Source organism: Frigoribacterium sp. VKM Ac-2836 (assembly GCF_013248995.1).
GTDB lineage: Bacteria > Actinomycetota > Actinomycetes > Actinomycetales > Microbacteriaceae > Frigoribacterium.
In genome coordinates, this window is the sequence record NZ_JABRPK010000001.1 from 886727 (window position 1) to 908682 (window position 21956).

The following is a 21956-nucleotide window of genomic DNA, read 5'->3' on the forward strand; positions in this document are numbered from 1 at the left end:
CAACTCCTGGCCGGTGTCGCGTGTCGGTGGGGGGATGCGGCGTGTCGGGCTCCACCGGCGCAGGGAGCAGGATTTGCCGACCCGACCCCACCCGGCCCGATCCGAACCGAACGGGTCGCCGCGTCAGCGGGGGCGTCGCCAGCGGGGGAGCCGGCTGAGGGCGCGCTGCTCGGGCAGGGTCCAGCCGAAACGCACGGCCAGCAGGCGGATCACCAGCGTGATCGACGTCCCGACGATCGCCGACACGGCGACCGGGGCCCCGAGCGACACCGCCACCACGAGCACGACGGTGCCCCCGGCCGCGGCCACGGCGTAGAGGGACCCCACGTGCATCATCGCGATGGTCAGATTCATCAGCAGGTCGCGTAGCACCGAACCGCCGACGGCCGCGATGACGCCGACGAAGACGGCGGGGATCTCGGGCAGCCCGAGGGAGAGCGCCTTGGTCGACCCGATCGCACCGAGCAGCCCGATCGTCAGGGCGTCGAGCACGGTGATGACCCCGGCGAGTCGGGTGAAGACGCGTTGCAGCGCCATGCCGAAGATGGCGGCGGCCACGGCGACCAGCAGGTACCAGTTGCTGGTCATGGCGCGAGGCACCTGCCCGAGTAGGACGTCGCGCAGGACGCCGCCGCCGAGGCCGGTGGCGATGCCGATGATGGCGATGCCGAGCAGGTCGAGACGACGGTCCTTGTACTCGGAAGCGAACATGGCGCCCTGCAGGCTGCCGATGCCGACGGCGAGGAGGTCCACCCACAGGGGTACGGCGAAGGCTGTGGCGTGCACCTGACGTTTGTACCACGCATGCGATGCTTGGGCGGTGCCCGTCTACCGTGATGAATGCGTCGTGCTGCGCACCCACAAGCTGGGTGAGGCCGACCGCATCCTCACGATGCTGAGTCGCAACCACGGCAAGATCCGCGCCGTGGCGAAGGGCGTCCGACGAACGGCGTCGAAGTTCGGCGCGCGGCTCGAGCCGATGATGGTCGCCGACCTGCAGCTCTACGAGGGCCGGTCGCTCGACATCGTGCAGCAGGCCGAGTCGCTGGGCTCGTACGGTGCCGTGATCGCGGGCGACTACGAGAGCTACACCGCCGGCAGCGTCATGGTCGAGACGGCCGACAAACTGACCGAGGCCGAGGCGGGATTGCAGCAGTACCTCCTGCTCGTCGGGGCCCTCCGCTCTCTGTCGAGGCACGAGCACGCCCCCCAGCTCACGCTCGACTCCTATCTGCTCCGTGCGCTCAGCATCGCGGGCTGGTCACCCAGTTTCGGCGACTGCGCCGTCACCGGCGCACCCGGGCCGCACTCGGCCTTCGTCGTCCAACTGGGTGGGGTGGTGGCCGACTCGCACGCGCCTCCCGGGGCTCCGCGGCTGACGCAGGAGGCGCTGGCCCTGTTGGGCGCGCTGCTCACGGGGGACTGGGATCACGCCGAGGACGCCCCCGAAGCGACCCGCAACCAGGCGAGCGGCGTGGTCGCCGCCTACACCCAATGGCATCTCGAACGCGGACTGCGATCGTTGCAGCACGTGGACCGGGTGTCCGGAAGAGAGAGACCGTGAAGAAGACCCACCGTGACGCCGCCGACTTCCGCCCCCTCGACTGGACCGGCGTCCGCCCGCCGGCCATGCCGAAAGGAGCGGTGCCCGAGCACGTCGCGATCGTGATGGACGGCAACGGGCGCTGGGCCAACGGGCGCGGGCTCACCCGCGTCGAGGGACACAAGGCCGGTGAGATGTCCCTGCTCGACGTGGTCGCGGGAGCGATCCAGATCGGTGTGAAGCACCTCAGCGTCTACGCCTTCTCGACCGAGAACTGGAAGCGCTCGCCCGACGAGGTGCGGTTCTTGATGGGCTTCAACCGTGACGTGCTGCACCGCCGGCGCGACCAGTTGAACGCCTGGGGCGTGCGGGTCCGTTGGGCCGGGCGGAAGCCCCGGCTGTGGGGGTCGGTCGTCAAAGAGCTGCAGTTCGCCGAAGAGTTGACGAAGGGCAACGACGTCCTGACGCTCACGATGTGCGTCAACTACGGCGGGCGGACCGAGATCGCCGACGCGGTGCGGTCCATCGCGGACGACGTCGCCGCCGGACGGCTCAAGCCCGCGGCCGTCGGCGAGAAGCTGATCCAGAAGCGGTTGTACGCGCCCGAGTTGCCGGACGTCGATCTGTTCGTGCGCAGCTCGGGCGAGCAGCGGACGAGCAACTTCATGCTCTGGCAGTCCGCCTATGCCGAGATGGTGTTCCTCGACCGGCTGTGGCCCGACTTCACGCGCACGGACCTGTGGCAGGCGGTGGAGACCTACGCCTCCCGCACGCGCCGGTTCGGGGGAGCGGTGGACGCCCCGACCACGGCCTGACCGCGAGCCGGTCAGAACTGGATGTTCGCTCCCAGGAAGATCCGCTCGGCCGGCCACAGGAACTGCAGGGTGAGCGGCCCGTCGCTCGCCCGGTGGAACCACGCGTTCGCGAAGACGGTCGACTCGCCCGGCAGCAGGTACCACGTGGCGCTGTCGGCGGGGAACTTCGACTCGAGCGACGTCTGGTAGCCGAGCTGGGTCAAGAGGTCCTGCCCGGCGAAGACGTCCTGCGTGGCGAGGTCGTTGCCGTACGACGAGTAGTCGGCACTGAGGTCGGTGAGGTCCAGGCGTCGTTGCGAGTTGTTCGTCAGGACGTAGGCCGTCACCTCGACGTCCGTCCCCGCCGGGTAGGGGTCCGTGCCGTCGGGGCGGGCGTAGATCGAGGGTGCGGTGGTCGTGAGCTCACCGACGCCGTAGACGTAGATGGTGAGGTCTTTGTAGTTGACCTGGTTGAGCAGCGTGCCGCCGGGCGCGAGTGCGTCGGGCTGCGAGCCGGTGCCGCCGCCCGTGCCGGGTGCGCCCGTCACCTGGGGCTGGGGAGCCCCGGTGCTCCCGGTGCCCGGTGTCGACGCCGATCCGCCCGCACCCACGGGAGTCAGGTCGTCGAGGCTCGGGAAGCACCCGGTGAGCCCGACGAGGGTCAGCACCGAGACGGCGACGCCGACGGTCAGTCTTCTGCGCACGACCTGTACCTCTCCCGATTCGTCCTTCCAGCCTAACCCGGTGCCGTGGAGGGCTCGTGGTGCCGGACCGGTGCGAGCCCCAGCGCGTCGCCGTCCACCTCCTCGAAGGCGTCCAGGACGGCGCGCACGCTCGGCACGCGGTCGCCACCGCGCCCGTGCACGACGTGCACCACGCGGGCGAGTCCGTCGTCGAGCTCGACCACGCGCACCCCGTCGGGCACGGCCGCGGACACGAGCGACAGCCCTGGCAGCAGGGCGACGCCGAGCCCCGCCGCGACCAGTCCGAGCACGGCCAGCGCGTTGTCGGTCTCGAGCACGATGTCGGGCTCGAACCCGGATGCCGCGCAGGTGGCGAGCAGATGACCGCGGCACCGGGGGCACCCGCCGATCCACCGCTCGTGCGCCAGGCCCGCGAACTCGTCGCCCTGCGCGAACACGTGCGCCGAGGGCACGGCGAGCACGGTGCGGTCGACGAAGGAGGCGCGGTGCAGCAGACCGTCGAGGTCGCGTTCGGCCCCGGGGCCGCCCCCGTGGCTGAAGGTGACCGCCACGTCTGCCGAGCCGTCCCGCAGTCGCGCCAGAGCCTCCGGGGGCTCCGCCTCGACGTAGTCGACCGTCAGGCCGGGGTGCTTGTCGCGCAGGCGGGACAGCACGTCGGGGACGATCGTCGACGAGGCGCTCGGGAACCCGGCCACCGTGACACGGCCCAGGGCGACGCCGCCCAGGTCGTCAAGGTCCTGCCGCGCGGCGTCGAGGGCGGCCTGGACGTGGACGGCGTGCGCCGCGAGCCTCTGCCCGGCCTCGGTGAGGGCCACGCCGCGCCCGACGCGCAGCACGAGGGGCTGGCCGACCTGGCGCTCGGCGCGACGCAGCTGCTGGCTGACCGCGGGCTGGCTGTATCCGAGCAGGACGGCCGCTGCCGTGATGGTGCCGGCGTCCGCGACGGCGCGGACGACGCGGAGCGAGGCGAGGTCGAGTGGGTCGGTCACGCTCGAATCATAAGCTGGCGTGATGGACGGCATCAGACACTGGCGGTTGTCCCGTGGTCTCCTCGGGTCGAGCCTGGGGGCATGACCACACCGCGTCCCGACCTCTTCGCCCCTGTCCCGGGTTACCTGGCGGCATGCACGATGGGCCTGCCCCTTCGTTCCACGACCGACGCGCTGCGAATCGACCTCGACCGGTGGGCCTCCGGGCAGGCCGGTCCCGCCGCCTACGGTGCGGTCGTCGAGGAGGCGCGCGCGGCCTTCGCCCGCCTGGCCCGGGTCGACGTCGGTCGGGTCGCGATCGCGTCCCAGACGTCGGCGATGGTCGCGGTGATCGCGGCCTCGGTCCCCGACGGTGCCGAGGTGCTCGTTCCCACCGGCGACTTCAGCTCGATCGTCTACCCCTTCGTGGTCCAGGAGGCGCGAGGCGTCCGGGTGCGGAGCGTCCCGCTCGACGAGGTGGCCGGTTCCGTCGGGCCCGGCACCCATCTGGTGGCCTGGTCGGCCGTCCAGTCCGCCACCGGCGAGGTCGCCGACGACGCGGGCATCGTCGCGGCGGCGGCCCGCCACGGAGCGCTGACGCTCTGCGACCTCACGCAGGCCGCGGGCGTACGGCCCGTGGACGCCTCGCGGTACGACGCCAGCGTCACGCACGCGTACAAGTGGTTGTGCTGCCCGCGCGGGGTGGCGTTCCTCACCCTGGGCGAGCGGCTGCAGCCCCTCCTGGTGCCGACCCAGGCGGGCTGGTACGCGGGCGACGACGTATGGGCGTCGTGCTACGGCCCCGAGATGCGCCTCGCCACGGACGCGCGGGCGTTCGACGTGTCGCCCGCCTGGCAGGCCTGGGCCGGGGCACTGCCCGCCCTGCGGACCTTCGCCGGGCTGGACGCCGACGAGACCTGGGCGCACGCCGCCGGGACGGGCGACGTGCTCTGCGCGCGGCTCGGGCTCGAGCCGCAGGGCCGCGCGATCGTGACCTGGGCCGATCCCGACGGACGCGACCAGCGCCTCCTCGGCGATGCCGGTCTGATCGTCTCGGGCCGCGCCGGTCGCATCCGCGTCGCGTTCCACCTCTGGAACGACGAGAGCGACGTCGAGGCCGTCGCCACCGCGCTCGGCCGGTGACGCTCCGCCGCTAGAGTTGCCGGGTACCTCGACCGACCGGGCACCCAGCTCGGGCCTCAACTCATCGGAGCATCACACGTGGCAGCACCCAACCGTCTCGATTCCGTCATCGCCCTGGCCAAGCGCCGCGGGTTCGTCTTCCAGTCGGGAGAGATCTACGGCGGTTCGCGTTCGGCCTGGGACTACGGGCCCCTGGGGGTGGCCCTCAAGGAGAACATCAAGCGCCAGTGGTGGCAGACCATGGTGCAGGGCCGTGACGACGTCGTCGGCCTGGACTCCGCGGTCATCCTGCCGCGTCAGGTATGGGAGGCCTCGGGTCACGTCGAGGTCTTCAGCGACCCGCTGGTCGAGTCGTTGCACACCCACAAGCGGTACCGCGCCGACCACCTTCTCGAGGCGTACGAGGCGAAGCACGGCCACCCGCCCGAGAACGGTCTCGCCGACGTCCGCGACCCCGACACGGGCCAGCCGGGCTCGTGGACCGAGCCGCAGAACTTCTCCGGTCTGCTCAAGACGTTCCTCGGCCCGGTCGACAACGAGCAGGGCATGGCCTATCTGCGACCCGAGACCGCCCAGGGCATCTTCACCAACTTCGACAACATCCTCCAGTCGTCGCGCATCAAGCCGCCGTTCGGTATCGGTCAGATCGGCAAGAGCTTCCGCAACGAGATCACGCCCGGCAACTTCATCTTCCGCACGCGCGAGTTCGAGCAGATGGAGATGGAATTCTTCGTCGAACCCGGTAGCGACGAAGAATGGCACCAGTACTGGATCGACCAGCGGTTCCAGTGGTACGTCGACCTCGGCATCGACCCCGAGAACCTGCGCCTGTACGAGCACGCCGCCGAGAAGCTCTCGCACTACTCGAAGCGCACCGTCGACATCGAGTACCGCTTCCGTTTCGCCGGTGGCGAGTTCGGCGAGCTCGAGGGCATCGCGAACCGCACCGACTACGACCTCAAGACCCACGCCGCCGCCTCGGGCAAAGACCTGACCTACTTCGACCAGGCGAAGAACGAGCGGTGGACCCCGTACGTCATCGAGCCCGCGGCCGGACTCACCCGCTCGCTCATGGCGTTCCTGGTCGACGCGTACACCGAGGACGAGGCGCCCAACGCCAAGGGAGGCGTCGACAAGCGCACGGTGCTGAAGCTCGACCGCCGCCTGGCCCCGATCAAGGTCGCCGTGTTGCCGCTCAGCCGCAACGAGCAGCTGTCGCCCATGGCCCGCGGGCTCGCCGCCGACCTCCGCAAGTTCTGGAACATCGACTTCGACGACGCCGGAGCCATCGGCCGCCGTTATCGCCGACAGGACGAGATCGGCACTCCGTTCTGTGTGACCGTCGACTTCGACTCGCTCGAGGACGACGCCGTCACCGTACGGGAGCGCGACACCATGGCCCAGCAGCGCATCCCGCTGGCGGGGCTGCGGGCGTACCTGGCCGAGCAGCTGCTCGGCGCGTAGCCGCCAGACGCGGCGCGCCCCGACGGGCCCTCGACGTGCAGCCGCTGCGCGACGAGGGCCCGTTCCGTGTCGGCAACTCCTGCCCCCTGCGTCGCCAGGCGCCGGACACCCGGCGTGCCGGCCGTCCGAGGCGCAGGGGACAGGAGGTGCCGACAGGCGCGGTGCCCGTCCTGCCCCCGCATCCGTCGGCGCGAGCACCCGCACCCGTCTGCGCGAGCACCCGCACCCGTCTGCGCGAGCGCTCGCACCCGTGCGCTCCCTCATGCGGTCCCGGGCGGTCCGCCTGCTGATCCGCCGGCAAGTCCGGAATCCTGCCGCGACCTGAGCCCTGGGGCCGGCGTGTCGCCTGCCGCACGGGCAGGAGGCAGGAGTTGCCCTCGCGCGAGTGGCGGTCAGGATGGTGAGGGCTCGGCCCCAGGGGGCCGGGCGGCGCTGCCGTCCCCAGCCCGCCCCGGGTGCCCACGGCCGAGGGGCACCGCTCGGCACGCTGTGGACATGACCACGATCGCCGAACTCGTCGCCGAAGCGGGAGGCCTGCTGCACAAGCGTGATCTCGTCGCACAGGGCGCCACGGACCGCCACCTGACCGCCGCCGTCCGGTCCCGCTCGGTGAGGCGGCCGCGCCGGGGCTGGTACTCGACCTGGCAGAGCCACGATCCGCGCTTCGTGGCCGTCGCGGTAGGGGGCCGTCTCACCGGTGCGGCCGCTCTGCACCAGCTCGGGGCCTGGTCGTGGCGGCGCCCGCCCATCACCGTGTCGGTGCTCGAGACGGCCTCTCGTCTGCGTCGACGTCGTGGGGTCCGGGTGGTCTGGGACCCGGTCGAGACGGGGCAGAGGGGGTCGACCTGGGCGGTGGACCCCCGAGATGCCCTCTCTCGCGCGGTCGTCGAGGCGAAGTCCTTCGAGGACGCCGTCATCCTGGTCGACTGGGCTCGCCGGGCCGGCATCGTGACCGACGACGAGGACGCGGCCGAGGTCCTGGCGCGGAAACGTGCCGACGCGGCAGGTCTCGTGGCTTGGAGCGACGGGGGGTCCGAGAGCATCCTCGAGTCGGCGGCCGGGACGCGGCTGCGGCGAGACGGTCACGACGTGGTGAGGCAGGTGCCCGTAGGCGACACGGGCAAGATCCTCGACATGCTCGTGGATGGTCTCGTCGGTCTCGAGACGGACGGCCGGGAGCACCACGAGAGGCGGTTCGACCAGGATCGCCTGAAGGACGCCGACGTCGCCCTCCAAGGGTGGGTGCCCTTCCGCGCGGGGACGACGATGGTGCGGGACCTATGGGCCCGCACCTCTGCCGCGATCGATGCCCTCGTCGACACGGCTGGTGGTCCGAGACGGTCGCCACCTGTCGGCAACTCCTCCCTGCCGCGCGTGCTCGGACCCCGCGGGCGCCGGACCTGGAGGCTCGCGATGCCCCCGTGACGCAACGAGCAGGAGTTACCGACGGTCGACGGCGGGTGAGGGGCTGGGGGTCGGCCTCGAGAGCGACGAGAGCAACGAGGACGTGGGGGAATGGGCGGGCCCCGACGCGAGTTGAGCCTGCCGTGACCGCAGACTCCACCATCCCGCCCGCGACCGTCAAGGTCGACATCTGGTCCGACATCGCCTGCCCGTGGTGTTTCATCGGCATGCGGAAGTTCGAGGAAGCCGTGCGACGCTTCGACGGCACCGTCGAGGTCGAGTACCACTCGTTCGAGCTCTCGCCCGACACTCCGGTCGACTTCGAGGGCGACGAGGTCGACTTCCTCTCGAAGCACAAGGGCATGCCCGCCGAGCAGGTCCGGGGGATGCTCGGCACCGTGGCCGGCATCGCGTCAGAGGTCGGTCTGGCCTACGACTTCGACCGCTTGCAGCACACGAACACCGTCAAGGCGCACGAACTGCTGCACTTCGCCAAGGCGGGTGGCCGTCAGATCGAGATGAAGGAGCGCCTCCTGCGCGCCTACTTCGAGGAGGGTCGCCACGTGGGCCGCGTCGACGACCTCGTCGTGCTGGCCGCCGAGGTCGGTCTCGACGAGCAGGAGGCGCGTGAGGCCCTCGAGACGGGGCGTCACCTCGACGACGTGCGCGCCGACCAGGCCCAGGCGCAGGCGTTCGGCATCACCGGAGTCCCGTTCTTCGTCCTCGACGGCAAGTACGGCATCTCGGGCGCGCAGGCCCCCGAAGCATTCGTCCAGGCCCTCGAGCAGGTCGCTGCCGAGGTGGCCCGGTGACGGAGACCGCAGGGTTCGGGGCCACCTCGCCCTCGGCACCCTTCACGATGCTCGGTTCGCCCGACGCCGTCGCCTGCGAGGGGGACTCCTGCCTCGTCACCCCGGCGGGCACCGTCGTCGTGCCCTCGGACGTCGAACCCGGGAGGCGCGGCGTCAGTCGCTGATGTCGGCCACGGTCGCGTCGTACCCGGCGATCAGGGCGTCGGCCTGGACGAAGGCGCTGAAGCCGTGGGCTCCGGCACCGAGGGCGACGCGCCTCCCCACGATGCGGGAGTCCGCGACGACCGGCCAGGCGGTCGAGCTGCCCAGGGGGGTGATCGTGCCCCGCTCGTACCCGGTGGCCTCGAGGGCCACGTCCGCGCTCGGCATCGAGAGCCGGTTGACGCCGACGACCGCTCGAAGCTTGGCCCACGAGATCTGTCGGTCACCCGGCACGAGCGCGAACAGGAACGAACCGTCGTGCCGCTTGATCACGAGGCTCTTCACGATGTCGGACGGCTGCAGTCCCAACAGGGTCGCCGCCGCCTCGAGCGAGTCGGCGGCCGGGCGGGCCACGACCTCGACCTCGAGACCTCGCGCGGCGGCGTCCGTGCGCAGCCGCCCCGTGCCGTCCACCGGGTTCGAGTTGCCCCCGACGTCCAGGTCGTCCACACCACTCGTCAGCCCGCCGTCGCTCATGGGAGAATCGTAACGATGTTCACCACCACCCTGCCCTCGCGTGGCCTCTCGATCGGTCCGATCGACGTGGCCTCTCCGGTCGTGCTCGCGCCCATGGCCGGCATCACCAACACGGCCTACCGCCGCCTCTGTCGCGAGTACGGCGCCGGTCTCTACGTCAGCGAGATGATCACGAGTCGGGCGCTGGTCGAGCGCACACCCGAGTCGATGCGTCTGATCCAGCACCACGAGTCCGAGACGCCGCGCAGCATCCAGCTCTACGGTGTCGAGCCCAACACGGTGGCCGAGGCGGTCACCATGCTCGTGGCCGAGGATCGCGCGGACCACGTCGACCTCAACTTCGGGTGCCCGGTGCCCAAGGTCACGCGCAAGGGCGGCGGTTCGGCCCTCCCCTGGAAGATCGGCCTGTTCCGCGAGATCGTCGAGGGTGCGGTCAAGGCCGCGGGTGACATCCCCGTGACCGTCAAGATGCGCAAGGGCATCGACGACGACCACCTCACCTATCTCGAGGCCGGCCGCGCCGCGCAGGGCGCAGGCGTGGCGAGCATCGCGTTGCACGCGCGTACGGCGGCCGACTTCTATTCGGGCACGGCGGACTGGTCGGCCATCGCGACCCTCAAGCAGACCGTGACCGACGTGCCCGTGCTCGGCAACGGCGACATCTGGTCGGCGGCCGACGCCCTGCGCATGGTCGACGAGACCGGCTGCGACGGGGTCGTCGTCGGTCGGGGCTGCCTGGGACGTCCGTGGCTGTTCGGCGACCTCGCCGCGGCCTTCCGCGGTGAAGATCTGAAGGCCGAGCCGACCCTCGGCGAGGTGGGCCGCGCCTTCCGCCGCCACGCCGAGCTGATGGTCGAGTTCTGGTCAGGCGACGAGGGTCGCGCCTGCCGCGACATGCGCAAGCACGTCGCCTGGTACTTCAAGGGTTACCCGGTGGGGGGCGAGGTGCGGGCTGCACTCGCCCTCGCCGACTCGCTGCAGCAGATCGACGACCTGCTCGCCACGATGGACCCCGACGAGCAGTACCCCGGCGAGGCCGCCGAGGGGCCGCGCGGTCGCGCCGGTAGTCCCAAGCGTCCGGCCTTGCCCGACCGGTGGCTCGAGAGCCGCGACCTCGACGAGGCCTTCAAGGCCGAGCTCGCCGCCGCCGAACTCCACCACAGCGGAGGCTAGGCACGCCCGTCAGCGAGTTCCCCACCCTTCCCGACCGAGAGGCCCCGGTGTCCACCGAAGCCCTGCTGAGTGCCGCCCCCGGCTACGACCCCGCCGACTCCGAGCGATGGCTGCCCGAGCAGCACTCCAACCGTCGCAGCGACTTCGCTCGCGACCGGGCGCGCCTCCTGCATTCTAGTGCCTTGCGTCGCCTCGCGGCGAAGACGCAGGTGCTCAGCCCGACCGCCGGCCTCGACTTCGCCCGCAACCGGCTGACGCATTCGCTCGAGGTCGCGCAGGTCGGCAGAGAGCTCGCGACGAGCCTGGGTCTCGACCCCGACGTCGTCGACACGGCCTGCCTGGCGCACGATCTCGGGCACCCGCCGTTCGGGCACAACGGTGAGCGGGCCCTCAACGAGTGGTCGAGCGACATCGGGGGCTTCGAGGGCAACGCGCAGACCCTCCGGCTGCTGACGCGCATCGAGCCCAAGGTGATCGACGCGACGGGTCGCAGCTTCGGCCTGAACCTGACACGGGCCAGCCTCGACGCGAGCTGCAAGTACCCGTGGCCCACGGCTCAGGGCATCCCCGACCCGGGCGGGCGCATGAAGTTCGGTTTCTACGACGACGACACGGCCGCGTTCGAGTGGCTGCGCCGGGGTGCCCCTCGTCGGCGGCGGTGCGTCGAGGCCCAGGTGATGGACCTCAGCGACGACATCGCGTACTCGGTCCACGACTTCGAGGACGCCGTGGTCAACGGCTACGTCGACGTCGCCGCGCTGGGGGCCCGGGTCGACCACGACTCGCTCGTCACGGCGATGCACGAGTGGGTCGGCGGCGAGTTGAGCCGCGACGAGCTCACCGAGGCCTTCGACCGACTGCAGGCGCTGCCCTTCTGGCTCGAGTCCTACGACGGGAGCCGGTTCGCCCAGGCCCGCCTCAAGAACCTCACGAGCCAGCTGATCGGCCGCTTCGCCGGCTCGGCCACCCAGGCGACGCGCGAGTCCTACCCCGGCGACGCCCTGATGCGGTTCGGCGCCTCGGTGGTCGTCGCCCCCGACGTGATCGGCGAGATCGCCGTGCTGAAGGGCATCGTCGCCGCGTTCGTCATGACCCGCGACAACCGACAGCCGATCTACCTGCGTCAGCGCGAGGTGCTGACCGGCCTCGCCGACGCACTCTGGCAGGCGGGCCCGTCCGAGCTCGATCGGGGCTTCGCGGCCGACTGGGCCTCGGCGGACGACGACGCCGCCAGGCGTCGAGTCGTCGTCGACCAGGTCGCCTCGCTGACCGACCAGAGCGCCATGGCCTGGCACGACCGGCTGACCGCCGGCCGGTAGGGCCGACAGGCCTCCGTCAGGCGACGACGCCCCGAGGAGGCGCGGGTCCCTCCCGGCCCCGGCGCGCCTCCTCGTCCTCCCGCGGTGCTCTCCTCGGGTGGGAGTCGGCGGCGTCGCGACCTAGAATCGACACGTGCCCGGCCTGATCAAACGCAACGACATCGACGAGGTCCGGTCGCGCACCAACATCGCCGACATCGTCGGCGACCACGTCACCCTCAAGGGTGCCGGTGTGGGCTCGCTCAAGGGTCTTTGCCCGTTCCACGACGAGCGCAGTCCGAGTTTCCACGTGCGGCCGCAGGTGGGGCGATACCACTGTTTCGGGTGCGGCGAGGACGGCGACGTCTTCAGCTTCGTGATGAAGACCGACCACACGACGTTCCAAGAGGCCGTCGAGCGCATGGCCGCGCGCATCGGCTTCGAGTTGCACTACGAAGACGGCGGGCAGGCCAGCGATCACGGCAACCGGGCACGGTTGATCTCGGCGAACGAGGCCGCGCGTGAGTTCTTCGTGGGCCACCTGACGGGCGCCGACGCCGAGCCCGCCCGGCGCTTCCTCGGCGAACGGGGCTTCGATCCGGCTGCTGCCGAGCGTTTCGGTGTCGGCTTCGCCCCCAAGTCGTTCGACGCCCTGCGGTCGCACCTCAAGGGGCTCGGCTATCGCGACGAAGAACTCGTCACCGCGGGGTTGCTGAGCCAGGGCGACCGCAGCCCCTACGACCGCTTCCGCGGGCGGTTGGTGTGGCCGATCCGCGACGTCACGGGGTCGACCATCGGGTTCGGCGCGCGTCGGTTGCTCGAGGACGACAAGGGCCCCAAGTACCTCAACACCCCCGAGACGCCGATCTACCACAAGTCGCAGGTGCTCTACGGGCTCGACCTGGCGCGGCGGGACATCTCGAAGGGCAAGCAGGTCGTCATCGTCGAGGGGTACACCGATGTCATGGCCTGCCACCTGGCCGGGGTCACGACGGCCGTGGCGACCTGTGGCACGTCGTTCGGCGTCGACCACATCAAGGTGTTGCGCCCCATGCTCGGTGATGTCGGCGGTGCCGACACGTCGACCGGCGGCGAGGTGGTGTTCACCTTCGACCCCGACGAGGCGGGCCAGCGGGCCGCGTCCCGCGCGTTCGCCGAAGAGCAACGGTTCGCCGCACAGACCTTCGTCGCCGTGGCACCCGACGGCCTCGACCCGTGCGACCTCCGGTTGAACCGCGGCGACGACGCCGTGCGTCGTCTCATCTCGACCAAGCGGCCGATGTTCGAGTTCATGATCCGTCGACTGATCGACGGGCACGATCTCGAGACCGTCGAGGGCCGTGTGTCGGCACTCCGGGCCGCCTCACCGGTGGTGGCCGGCATCCGCGACCGGTCGATGACCCAGGGCTACGTGCGGTCACTGGCGGGTTGGCTCGGGCTGGACCCGGCCGACGTGGCGAGGTCCGTGGACGACGCGGGTCGCGCCTCCTCGGCCCAGAACGCCCTCGAGCGCTCCCAGCCCAAGAGCGTGTCCGACGGCCGGCAGTCGATCACGAGCCTGCCGCCGGTGCCCGACGAGCCGGCCGGCCCGAGCCTGCTGACGCTGCCGGGTGACCTGACCACCCGCACCGAGCGCGATGCGCTCATGGCCATGCTCCAGCATCCGGCGACGGTCGGCTTCGAGCTCATGCAGCGGGCGACCCGGGCTCGCATCGAGAACAGCGCACTGGCGGTCGTCCGCGACGCGATCGGGGCGAGCCTTGACCGGTTCGACTCCTCTGACTGGCTCGACGTGGTCCTCGGCCAGACCCCGTCACCGTTCGACTCGTTGGCGAAAGAGCTCGCGATCGCGCCGATCCCCGAGCGCGAAGGGCGCGAGATCACGACCTACTGTCGGGGCATCGTCGTCTCGATCGTCGAACGCGACCTGATCCGCGAGAAATCGGAGTTGCTTGGCCAGTCCTTCCGTACCGACGTGAAGTCCGAGCCCGAACGGTGGCGAGAGATCCAGGTGCGCATCGCGGCGGTGGAGTCCGAGCGCCGGTCCATCCGCCAAGAATGACGCCGGTGCCCGCCGATGGTGGTGCGCGTGAACGCGCATACATCGGCCGTGCTCGTGGCGAAGCGGACCCGACCAGTTGGCAAGGGTTCGTTGCGGGCCTGTAAACAGTTGCGAGATGAGCCAGTCTCGGACTCACGGGTGTGTTACCAATGGACGTTCCCCGAAACGGCCGCGTCCACAGCACGGCCCGGGGCCCCCTTGCACACAGAGAAAGAGGTAACCGGATATGACATCCGACTCCACGCTCGCCCGACGCGCCCTCGCCGTCGTCGGTGGCGCCGCTGCCACCGCGCTCGTCCTCTCGGGCTGCGCCTCCGGTGGTGACGCGACCGACGCGCTCGACGGTCTCAGCATCGGCACGACCGACGTCATCACGTCGCTCGACCCCGCCGGTTCGTACGACAACGGGTCGTTCGCCGTCCAGAACCAGGTGTTCGGCTTCCTGACGAACGCCCCGTACGGCAGCCCCGACGTCGAGCCCGACCTGGCCGCCTCTGCCGATTTCACCAGCCCGACCGAGTACACGGTCACGCTGAAAGACGGACTGACCTTCGCGAACGGCAACGCGCTCACCTCGAGCGACGTCAAGTTCAGCTTCGACCGCCAGCTGGCGATCGCCGACCCCAACGGTCCGTCGTCGTTGCTCGGCAACCTGGCCAGCACCGACGCACCGGACGACACGACCGTCGTCTTCACGCTCAAGTCGGCCGACCAGACCTGGCCCCAGGTGCTCTCGAGCCCCGCCGGCCCGATCGTCGACGAGGACGTCTTCTCGGCGACCGCGCTCACCGACGCCGACGCCATCGTCAAGGGCAACGCGTTCTCGGGTCAGTACACGATCACCGACTACTCGCAGAACGAGACGATCGCCTACGAGGCGAACGATGCCTACGACGGCGTGCTCGGCGCTCCGAAGACCGACTCGGTCCTGGCGACGTACTACACCGAAGAGACCGACCTGAAGCTCGCGGTCCAGAACGGTGACGTCGACGTGGCGAACCGCAGCCTGAGCCCCACCGACCTCGCCGACCTGGCCAAGGACGACTCGCTCACGGTGCACAACGGCCCCGGCGGCGAGATCCGCTACCTGGTCTTCAACTTCAACACCATGCCGTACGGCGCCACGCAGCCCGACGCCGACCCGGCCAAGGCCTTGGCCGTGCGTCAGTCGGTGGCCGACACGATCGACCGCGCCGCCCTCGCGAAGGACGTCTACAACGACACCTACACGCCGCTCTACTCGGTCGTCCCGGACGGCCTGACCGGCGCGACGAAGCCCCTCGAGAGCCTCTACGGCGACGGTCAAGGCGGTCCCGACGTCGACAAGGCCGCCGCGGCCCTGTCTGCTGCCGGTGTCACCACTCCGGTCTCGATCGACCTCCAGTACAGCCCCGACCACTACGGTGCGTCGAGCGACGAGGAGTACGCGCTGATCAAGTCGCAGCTCGAGGCGAGCGGCCTGTTCACCATCAACCTGCAGTCGACCCTCTGGGACACCTACAGCACCGAGCGCCGTGAGGACGCCTACCCCGTGTACCAGCTGGGTTGGTTCCCCGACTTCTCGGACGCCGACAACTACCTGACCCCGTTCTTCAGCGCGGACAACTTCGTCGGCAACCACTACGACAGCCCGACCGTCCAGGGTCTGCTGACGCAAGAGATCGGCGAGCAGGACGCGTCGGCGCGTGAGGCGACCATCGGTCAGATCCAGGACGCCGTCGCGGCCGACCTGCCCACGCTGCCGTTGCTGCAGGGCACGCAGGTCGTCGTGTCGCAGTCGGACGTGAAGGGCGTGGACGACACGCTCGACGCATCGTTCAAGTTCCGTTACGGTGCGCTGAGCCGCTGACGCGCCTCCTCGGTCCCTGAGTCCCGTCGGTCCGCCGACCGGGTTCGGGGGCCGGGGGACTCCGCACCACGGCCGTCCGCCGAGGGGGCGACCCGCGAGAACGCGGGGCGCCCCCTCGGCCTGCGGCCGGCACCACACCATCGAAAGGCCCAACGACGTGACCCTGATCACCGACGGCTCCCTCACGGCGCCGCCCACTCCCAGCCCGGGGAAGTCCCGCGGCTCCGGGGGCGGCGGCCTCGGACGCTACATCGTGGTCCGCGCGATCCTCATCGTGCCGACCGTGTTCATCCTCGTCACGCTCGTGTTCTTCCTCATGCGTGTGGTCGGAAACCCGATCACCGCCTCCGTCGGTGGTCGCCTCACCGAGGCGCAGCTGCAAGAGCGTCTCGCGGCCGCCGGCTACGACCGCCCGGTGATCGTCCAGTACCTCGAGTACCTGGGCCAGATCGTCCGCGGTGACTTCGGCACCACGGCGACGGACAACCGCGAGATCAGCGGCATCCTGCTGCAGTACGGCAGCGCCACCATCGAGCTGGTGTTCTACGCGCTGATCGTGGCCCTCGTGCTGGGCATCCCCCTCGGCATGCTCGCGGCCTACGTGCGCGACCGCTGGCCCGACGCGATCCTGCGCGTCCTCGCGATCCTCGCCTACGCGACCCCGGTCTTCTTCGCCGGCCTGTTGCTGAAGCTGACCTTCTCGGTCTGGCTCGGCTGGCTGCCCCTGGGCGGTCGAGCCAGCACGCGCGTCGCCATCGCCCTGGGACGCATCGACAACCCGACGGGCATCTACATCGTCGACGCCCTGCGCACCGGCAACTCGACGATCATCGTCGACGTCCTGTCGCACGCCGTGCTGCCCGCCCTGGCCCTCGGCGTCCTGACCGCCGGCATCTTCCTGCGCCTCGTGCGCACCAACGTGATCGGCACGCTCGGTTCGGAGTACGTCGACGCGGCTCGGTCGCGGGGTGTCAGCGAGTTCCGGCTCGTCCGGGCCCACGCGCTCAAGCCCGCGCTGATCCCGATCATCACCGTCATGGGACTCCAGATCGCCATGCTGCTCGGCGGCTCGGTGCTGACCGAGACGACCTTCGGCTGGCGGGGGCTGGGGTTCCAGCTGCAGCAGTACCTGTCGGCCCGTGACTTCGTCGCCGTGCAGGGCATCGTCGCCGTCCTCGCCGTCATCGTCGCCGTGACCAACTTCGTGGTCGACGTGATCGCCGCCCTGATCGACCCCCGCGTGAGGTACTGACCATGACCGATGCAGCCGTCGGGGCCGACCGCCGCGAGCCCCTCTACAAGCGCCTTCCCGTCGTCGCCCAGATCCGCCGTTCGGTGGGTCTGCAGCGCGGCATGCTGCTGACCGGCGTCGTCATCGTCGCCGTGTTCGTCGTGCTGGCGATCTTCGCCCCGCTCATCGCGCCGTACGGCTTCGGCCAGTTGCGCGGAGCCACCGAGGCGTTCCCACGCCAGGCGCCGCCCTCGGCCGAACACCTGTGGGGCACCACGGTCGGTGGCTACGACGTCTTCAGCCGGGTCATGTGGGGCACCCGCACCGCCGTCGCGGTCGTCATCGTGGCCGTCGTGCTGTCGATCACGATAGGTGTGACGCTCGGCCTGATCTCGGGCTACCTCGGCGGTTGGCTCGACCGCGTGCTCGTGGTCGTCGCCGACGCCGTCTACGCCTTCCCCTCGCTGCTGCTCGCGATCGTCGTGTCGATCGTCATCAGCGGTGGCCAGTCGAGCCTCTGGGGTGGCATCATCTCGGCGGGCATCTCGATCACCGTGGTCTACGTGCCGCAGTACTTCCGGGTCGTCCGTGCGGAGGCCACGAGACTCAAGGCCGAGGCGTTCGTCGAGTCGGCCAAGGTGAACGGCAGCAGCACGGGTCGCATCATGTTCAAGCACGTCCTGCGGAACGCCACGCGCAGCCTGCCGCTGATCCTCACGCTGAACGCGTCCGAGGCGATCCTGACTCTGGCGGCCCTGGGATTCCTGGGCTTCGGCATCGGCCCGACCTCGGCGGCGGAGTGGGGCTACGACCTGAACCGCGCGCTGTCCGACACGGCCAGCGGCATCTGGTGGACCGGCGTCTTCCCCGGTTCGGCGATCGTACTGATGGTGCTCGGCATCACGCTGATGGGCGAGAGCCTGAACGACCTGGCCGACCCGCGCCTCCGGACCCGCCGTCGCGCGAAGCGCAAGACGAAGGGCACCCGCGCTGTCGAGCAGGCCCCGACCACGACGAACGACGAGGTGACCGCATGAGCGCCGACACGACCACGACCGGCCCATCGGCTGCGCCTCGCGACGAGCGTCCCGTCGCCGTCGGCATCACCGATCTCGAGGTGACCTTCGCGACCGACGGAGGTGACGTGGCCGCCGTGCAGGGCGTGACGCTCGACGTCCGTGCCGGCGAGGTGCTGGCCATCGTCGGCGAGTCGGGCAGTGGCAAGACCGTGACCGCGAAGACCATCCTCGGCCTGCTGCCCGAGACGGCGGTCGCCACCGGTGCGGTGCTGCTCTCGGGGCAGAACGTCCTCGAGATCGGCCCGAAGAAGGTGCGCGAGCTGCGCGGCACCGACGTCGCCATGGTCTTCCAGGAGCCGTCCACCGCGCTGAACCCCGTCTACACGGTGGGCTGGCAGATCGCCGAGGGCCTTCGGGCGCACGGCAAGGTCGGACGCAAGGAGGCGCGGGTCAGGGCGATCGACATCCTGCGCCGCGTGGGCATCCCGGACCCCGAGACCCGGGTGGACTACTACCCGCACCAGTTCTCGGGCGGTCAGAAGCAGCGTGTGGTCATCGCCATGGCGCTCGTGCTCGATCCCTCGGTGATCGTCGCGGACGAGCCGACCACGGCTCTCGACGTGACCGTGCAGGCCGAGATTCTCGACCTGCTTCGGCGCTGCCGTGACGAGTTCGGCACCGCGATCGTGCTCATCACCCACAACATGGGCGTCGTCGCCGACCTCGCCGACCGTGTCGCCGTCATGTATCTCGGCAAGGTCGTCGAACAGGCGCCCGCCGTCGAGTTGTTCGCGAATCCGCAGGACGACTACACCAAGCGTCTGCTCGGCTCCGTGCCCAAGCTCGAGGCTCGTGGTCACACGCAACAGGAGCAACCGGCCGACAGCGAGGTGGTCGTGCGCGCCCGCGGGCTCGAGATCGAGTACCCGGGTCGCCTCGGCCGCGGCGGCTTCCGGGCCGTCAAGGGCGTCGACTTCACGATCGCGCGGGGCGAGGTGCTCGGCCTGGTCGGCGAGAGCGGTTCGGGCAAGACCACGATCGGGCGGGCCATCGCGGGGCTGACGAAGGTCACCGGCGGATCGCTCGAGGTGCTCGGCATCGAGATGAACGGCGTGCACGAGCGTGACTTCAAGCCGAAGCGCGCCGACATCGGCTTCGTCTTCCAGGACCCGGCGTCGAGCTTCAACCCGCTGCTGACGATCGCCGAGTGCGTCGCCGAACCGCTCATCGTCCACGGTCGCTCGAAGGACGCCCGGGCCGCCCGTCCGCGCGTCGACGAACTGCTCGAGGCGGTCCAGCTACCGAAGGCGTTCGCCGATCGCTACCCGCACGAGCTCAGCGGTGGTCAGCGTCAGAGGGCGAGCCTCGCCCGGTCGTTGGCGCTCGACCCGACGCTGCTGATCGCCGACGAACCCACCAGCGCCCTCGACGTGTCGGTGCAGGCTCGTGTGCTCGAGCTGTTCACCGAGCTGCAGTCCCAGCTGGGCTTCGCCGCGCTGTTCATCAGCCACGACCTCGCGGTCGTGAACATGCTGGCCGACCGGATCGGCGTGCTGTTCCACGGCGACCTGATCGAGAGCGGACCGAACGACCAGGTGCTCGGCGCACCCGAGCACCCCTACACGCAGCGCTTGTTGGCGTCGTTGCCGGTGCCCGATCCGATCGAGCAGGCCTCGCGCCGCGAGCGGTTGGCCGAACTGGACCGCCGGTCGGCGGCGGTCGACGCGCGCGGCGACGGGGCGGCCTGACGGTGCCGGGGCGCGAACTCGACCTCGACCAGCCGGTCGTCACGGACGACCTGTCGCTGCTCTACCCCGCCCGTGCAGGCCATCCGGCCGTCCGGGCCGTCGACGGCGTCACGCTCCGCGTCGAGCCGGGCGAGATCGTCGCCGTGCTCGGCGAGAGCGGGTCGGGCAAATCGACCCTCGCCATGGCCCTCGCGGGGTTGACCGGCACGGGCCGCGTCGACGAGGGGCGGCCGCGTCTGGTCGGCGGCGCAGCCCGGGTGTTCGGTCAGGACGTCGGCAAGCTCTCGGGTCGGCGCCGAGACCGGCTCAGCGCCATGGTCGGCTATCTGGCACAGGACGACGGCGAACGCCTGAGCCCCGACCTGACCGTGGGTGAGGCCATCGCGGAGCCCATCTACCTGAGGGACCGCAAGTTCGACCGGACCGAGGCCGGGCGCATCGTCGCCACGCTCGTCGACGGTGTCCACCTGCCGCTCGGCACCATGCTCAAACAGACCTGGGAGCTCAGCTCGGGCCAGCGCCAGCGCGTCGCCCTCGCCCGCAGCCTCGTCCTCGAACCACCGCTGCTGATCGCCGACGAGCCCGCCCGCGGCGTCGACGTCCTCGTGCGCCAGGCCGTCCTCGACGTGATCAAGAACCTGCACGCCGGTCGCCAGTTCTCGGCCCTCGTCGTCACCTCGTCGGTGGCCGAGGCCCGGGCGATCACCGACCGCGTCGCGGTCATGCGGTCCGGCCGCCTGGTCGGGTTGGGCGACATCGACGAGGTCCTCCGGACGGGCATCGACCCGTACGTCAAGGTCCTCTCGCAGACGACCCCGATCGACATCATCCGACCCGAAGAACGCGAGGACGGGCATCCGCTCGACCCCGACGCCGGCACCACGGGCGACCACGCATCGTGACCGCCGAGTCGGCCTCGGGCCCGCAGGCGTCCGATTCGGCACCAGCGACGAGCCCAGGAGGCGCGCGCGGCCACCGCGCGGTCGTCACGGCGGGTCCCGTCCTCACGACCGGGCGTCGCCCGACCCCGGGCGGCGTCTCGGTCGGCCCCCGCCCGACGGCGGTCTTCGTCGACGCCGTCCGCGCCGGGGGAGCGGAGGTCGTCCCGCTCGGCCCGGAGACCCGAGGACTGGTGTGGCTCTCGTACCGCGACCCCGCCGGCCTCGCTCGGGTCCTGGACGAAAACCCGGGCATCGAGTGGGTGCAGCTGCCCTACGCCGGGGTCGACGCCTTCGCCGACGTGATCTCCGCCCGTGCCGAACGAGCGCTGCCGCTGTGGACCAGCGCCAAGGGCGCGTTCGCCGAGCCCGTGGCCGAACACGCGCTCATGCTGGTGCTCTCGCTGTTGCGGGTCGTGCCCCAGCGCGTCCGCGCGACGGCCTGGGCCACCGAACAGCAGGGGCGCTCGCTCTACGGACGGCACGTCGTGATCGTCGGCGCCGGCGGCATCGCGATCGAGCTGATGCGCCTCCTGGCTCCGTTCGAGGTCCGGGTGACGATCGTGCGTCGGACGGATGCCCCCCTGCCCGGCGCCGATCGGACGGTGCCCGTGGAACGCCTCGACGAGGTGCTGCCGGACGCCGACGTCCTCGTCCTGGCCGCCGCCGCCACGCCCGGCACGGCCGGCCTGCTGGACGCACGTCGCCTGGCTCTGCTGCCGCCGACTGCCGTGTTCGTGAACGTCGCCCGCGGCAGCCTGGTCGACACGGACGCCCTCGTCGAGGCGGTCAGGGCGGATCGTCTCTGGGGGGCGGGGGTCGACGTCACGACGCCGGAACCGCTGCCCGGCGGTCACCCGCTCTTCGACGAGCCGCGCGTCATCGTGACCCCTCACCAAGCGGACACACCGGAGATGACCGCCCCGTTGCTGGCCGAGCGCATCCGCCACAATGTCCGCGCCTTCCTCGGTGACGGCGAGTTCATCGGAATCGTCGACCCGCTCGACGGGTACTGAGGCACGGGCCAGGACACGCGACGCGCCGCGTCGTCGGCGTGGTCCGTCGGGTCCTCAGATCTTTGCTAGAGTTGTCTCCGCTGTCACGGACGAGAATCCGGGGCGGTTGCCA

Annotated in this window: 20 protein-coding genes; 16 read left to right on the top strand and 4 right to left on the bottom strand. The window is 70.7% G+C overall.

Annotated features, from left to right (window positions below; genetic code table 11):
• Positions 1–123 precede the first annotated feature (123 nt).
• On the bottom strand, positions 124–786 hold the full coding sequence (locus HRF36_RS04125; RefSeq protein ID WP_173206543.1) for a TRIC cation channel family protein: 663 nt from the start codon (positions 784–786) through the stop codon (positions 124–126).
• Between the two features lie 34 nt (positions 787–820).
• Here HRF36_RS04125 and recO point away from each other — a divergent pair, with 34 nt between their 5' ends.
• On the top strand, positions 821–1564 hold the full coding sequence (gene recO, locus HRF36_RS04130) for a DNA repair protein RecO (RefSeq protein WP_173206546.1): 744 nt from the start codon (positions 821–823) through the stop codon (positions 1562–1564).
• Positions 1561–2358, top strand: a complete 798-nt coding sequence (locus HRF36_RS04135; protein WP_371740005.1) for an isoprenyl transferase — start codon at positions 1561–1563, stop codon at positions 2356–2358. Before recO ends, HRF36_RS04135 begins: the two co-directional genes overlap by 4 nt.
• Before the next feature lie 11 nt (positions 2359–2369).
• On the opposite strand, the gene HRF36_RS04140 is transcribed toward HRF36_RS04135, so the two are convergent.
• Complete coding sequence (locus HRF36_RS04140; RefSeq protein WP_173206551.1) at positions 2370–3041, bottom strand: hypothetical protein; 672 nt, start codon at positions 3039–3041, stop codon at positions 2370–2372.
• Positions 3042–3073: 32 nt separating this feature from the next.
• Positions 3074–4030: a LysR family transcriptional regulator gene (locus HRF36_RS04145; protein WP_371740006.1), complete on the bottom strand. Its 957-nt coding sequence runs from the start codon at positions 4028–4030 to the stop codon at positions 3074–3076.
• A gap of 81 nt (positions 4031–4111) precedes the next feature.
• Here HRF36_RS04145 and HRF36_RS04150 point away from each other — a divergent pair, with 81 nt between their 5' ends.
• The 5 genes from HRF36_RS04150 to HRF36_RS04165 all read left to right on the top strand — a co-directional run bounded on the left by HRF36_RS04150 (position 4112) and on the right by HRF36_RS04165 (position 8996).
• A complete protein-coding gene (locus HRF36_RS04150; RefSeq protein ID WP_173206557.1) occupies positions 4112–5152 on the top strand; it encodes an aminotransferase class V-fold PLP-dependent enzyme in 1041 nt (346 codons plus the stop codon).
• 78 nt (positions 5153–5230) lie between these two features.
• Positions 5231–6616 carry a glycine--tRNA ligase gene (locus HRF36_RS04155; protein ID WP_173206560.1) on the top strand — a complete coding sequence of 462 codons (1386 nt, stop codon included), beginning with the start codon at positions 5231–5233 and terminating at the stop codon, positions 6614–6616.
• A 495-nt stretch (positions 6617–7111) separates the two neighbouring features.
• Entirely contained in the window at positions 7112–8041 is a 930-nt protein-coding gene (locus HRF36_RS15745) for a hypothetical protein (protein ID WP_254280998.1), read from the top strand.
• Positions 8042–8163: 122 nt separating this feature from the next.
• Positions 8164–8832, top strand: a complete 669-nt coding sequence (locus HRF36_RS04160; RefSeq protein WP_371740007.1) for a DsbA family protein — start codon at positions 8164–8166, stop codon at positions 8830–8832.
• Positions 8829–8996 (top strand): hypothetical protein, encoded by a 168-nt coding sequence (locus HRF36_RS04165; RefSeq protein WP_173206566.1) that lies wholly within the window; start codon positions 8829–8831, stop codon positions 8994–8996. Before HRF36_RS04160 ends, HRF36_RS04165 begins: the two co-directional genes overlap by 4 nt.
• Here HRF36_RS04165 and HRF36_RS04170 read toward each other — a convergent pair.
• Positions 8986–9510 carry an aminoacyl-tRNA deacylase gene (locus tag HRF36_RS04170; RefSeq protein ID WP_173206569.1) on the bottom strand — a complete coding sequence of 175 codons (525 nt, stop codon included), beginning with the start codon at positions 9508–9510 and terminating at the stop codon, positions 8986–8988. The two genes, HRF36_RS04165 and HRF36_RS04170, sit on opposite strands and share 11 nt — an antisense overlap.
• Before the next feature lie 15 nt (positions 9511–9525).
• On the opposite strand from HRF36_RS04170, the gene dusB reads away from it, so the two are divergent.
• The 9 genes from dusB (at position 9526) to HRF36_RS16230 (ending at position 21844) form a co-directional block, all read left to right on the top strand.
• Positions 9526–10683, top strand: a complete 1158-nt coding sequence (gene dusB / locus HRF36_RS04175) for a tRNA dihydrouridine synthase DusB (RefSeq protein WP_173206572.1) — start codon at positions 9526–9528, stop codon at positions 10681–10683.
• 47 nt (positions 10684–10730) lie between these two features.
• On the top strand, positions 10731–12002 hold the full coding sequence (locus tag HRF36_RS04180; RefSeq protein ID WP_371740008.1) for a deoxyguanosinetriphosphate triphosphohydrolase: 1272 nt from the start codon (positions 10731–10733) through the stop codon (positions 12000–12002).
• Positions 12003–12135: 133 nt separating this feature from the next.
• Entirely contained in the window at positions 12136–14043 is a 1908-nt protein-coding gene (dnaG, locus tag HRF36_RS04185) for a DNA primase (RefSeq protein WP_173206575.1), read from the top strand.
• Between the two features lie 226 nt (positions 14044–14269).
• Entirely contained in the window at positions 14270–15892 is a 1623-nt protein-coding gene (locus HRF36_RS04190) for an ABC transporter substrate-binding protein (RefSeq protein WP_173206578.1), read from the top strand.
• Between the two features lie 157 nt (positions 15893–16049).
• A complete protein-coding gene (locus HRF36_RS04195; RefSeq protein WP_173206581.1) occupies positions 16050–17144 on the top strand; it encodes an ABC transporter permease in 1095 nt (364 codons plus the stop codon).
• Between the two features lie 2 nt (positions 17145–17146).
• Positions 17147–18160 (top strand): ABC transporter permease, encoded by a 1014-nt coding sequence (locus HRF36_RS04200; protein WP_173206584.1) that lies wholly within the window; start codon positions 17147–17149, stop codon positions 18158–18160.
• Positions 18157–19890 (top strand): ABC transporter ATP-binding protein, encoded by a 1734-nt coding sequence (locus HRF36_RS04205; RefSeq protein WP_173206587.1) that lies wholly within the window; start codon positions 18157–18159, stop codon positions 19888–19890. Before HRF36_RS04200 ends, HRF36_RS04205 begins: the two co-directional genes overlap by 4 nt.
• Before the next feature lie 2 nt (positions 19891–19892).
• Positions 19893–20792 carry an ATP-binding cassette domain-containing protein gene (locus HRF36_RS04210; RefSeq protein WP_173206606.1) on the top strand — a complete coding sequence of 300 codons (900 nt, stop codon included), beginning with the start codon at positions 19893–19895 and terminating at the stop codon, positions 20790–20792.
• On the top strand, positions 20789–21844 hold the full coding sequence (locus HRF36_RS16230) for an NAD(P)-dependent oxidoreductase (protein WP_173206609.1): 1056 nt from the start codon (positions 20789–20791) through the stop codon (positions 21842–21844). The genes HRF36_RS04210 and HRF36_RS16230 overlap by 4 nt, the downstream gene beginning before the upstream one ends.
• The last annotated feature ends 112 nt before the right edge of the window (positions 21845–21956 follow it).

Coding starts and splice junctions, on each gene's coding strand:
- HRF36_RS04190 (WP_173206578.1), top strand. CDS start 14,270: ATGACATCCGACTCCACGCTCGCCCGACGCGCCCTCGCCGTCGTCGGT.
- dusB (WP_173206572.1), top strand. CDS start 9,526: ATGTTCACCACCACCCTGCCCTCGCGTGGCCTCTCGATCGGTCCGATC.
- HRF36_RS04150 (WP_173206557.1), top strand. CDS start 4,112: ATGACCACACCGCGTCCCGACCTCTTCGCCCCTGTCCCGGGTTACCTG.
- HRF36_RS04200 (WP_173206584.1), top strand. CDS start 17,147: ATGACCGATGCAGCCGTCGGGGCCGACCGCCGCGAGCCCCTCTACAAG.
- HRF36_RS15745 (WP_254280998.1), top strand. CDS start 7,112: ATGACCACGATCGCCGAACTCGTCGCCGAAGCGGGAGGCCTGCTGCAC.
- HRF36_RS04205 (WP_173206587.1), top strand. CDS start 18,157: ATGAGCGCCGACACGACCACGACCGGCCCATCGGCTGCGCCTCGCGAC.
- HRF36_RS04170 (WP_173206569.1), bottom strand. CDS start 9,510: ATGAGCGACGGCGGGCTGACGAGTGGTGTGGACGACCTGGACGTCGGG.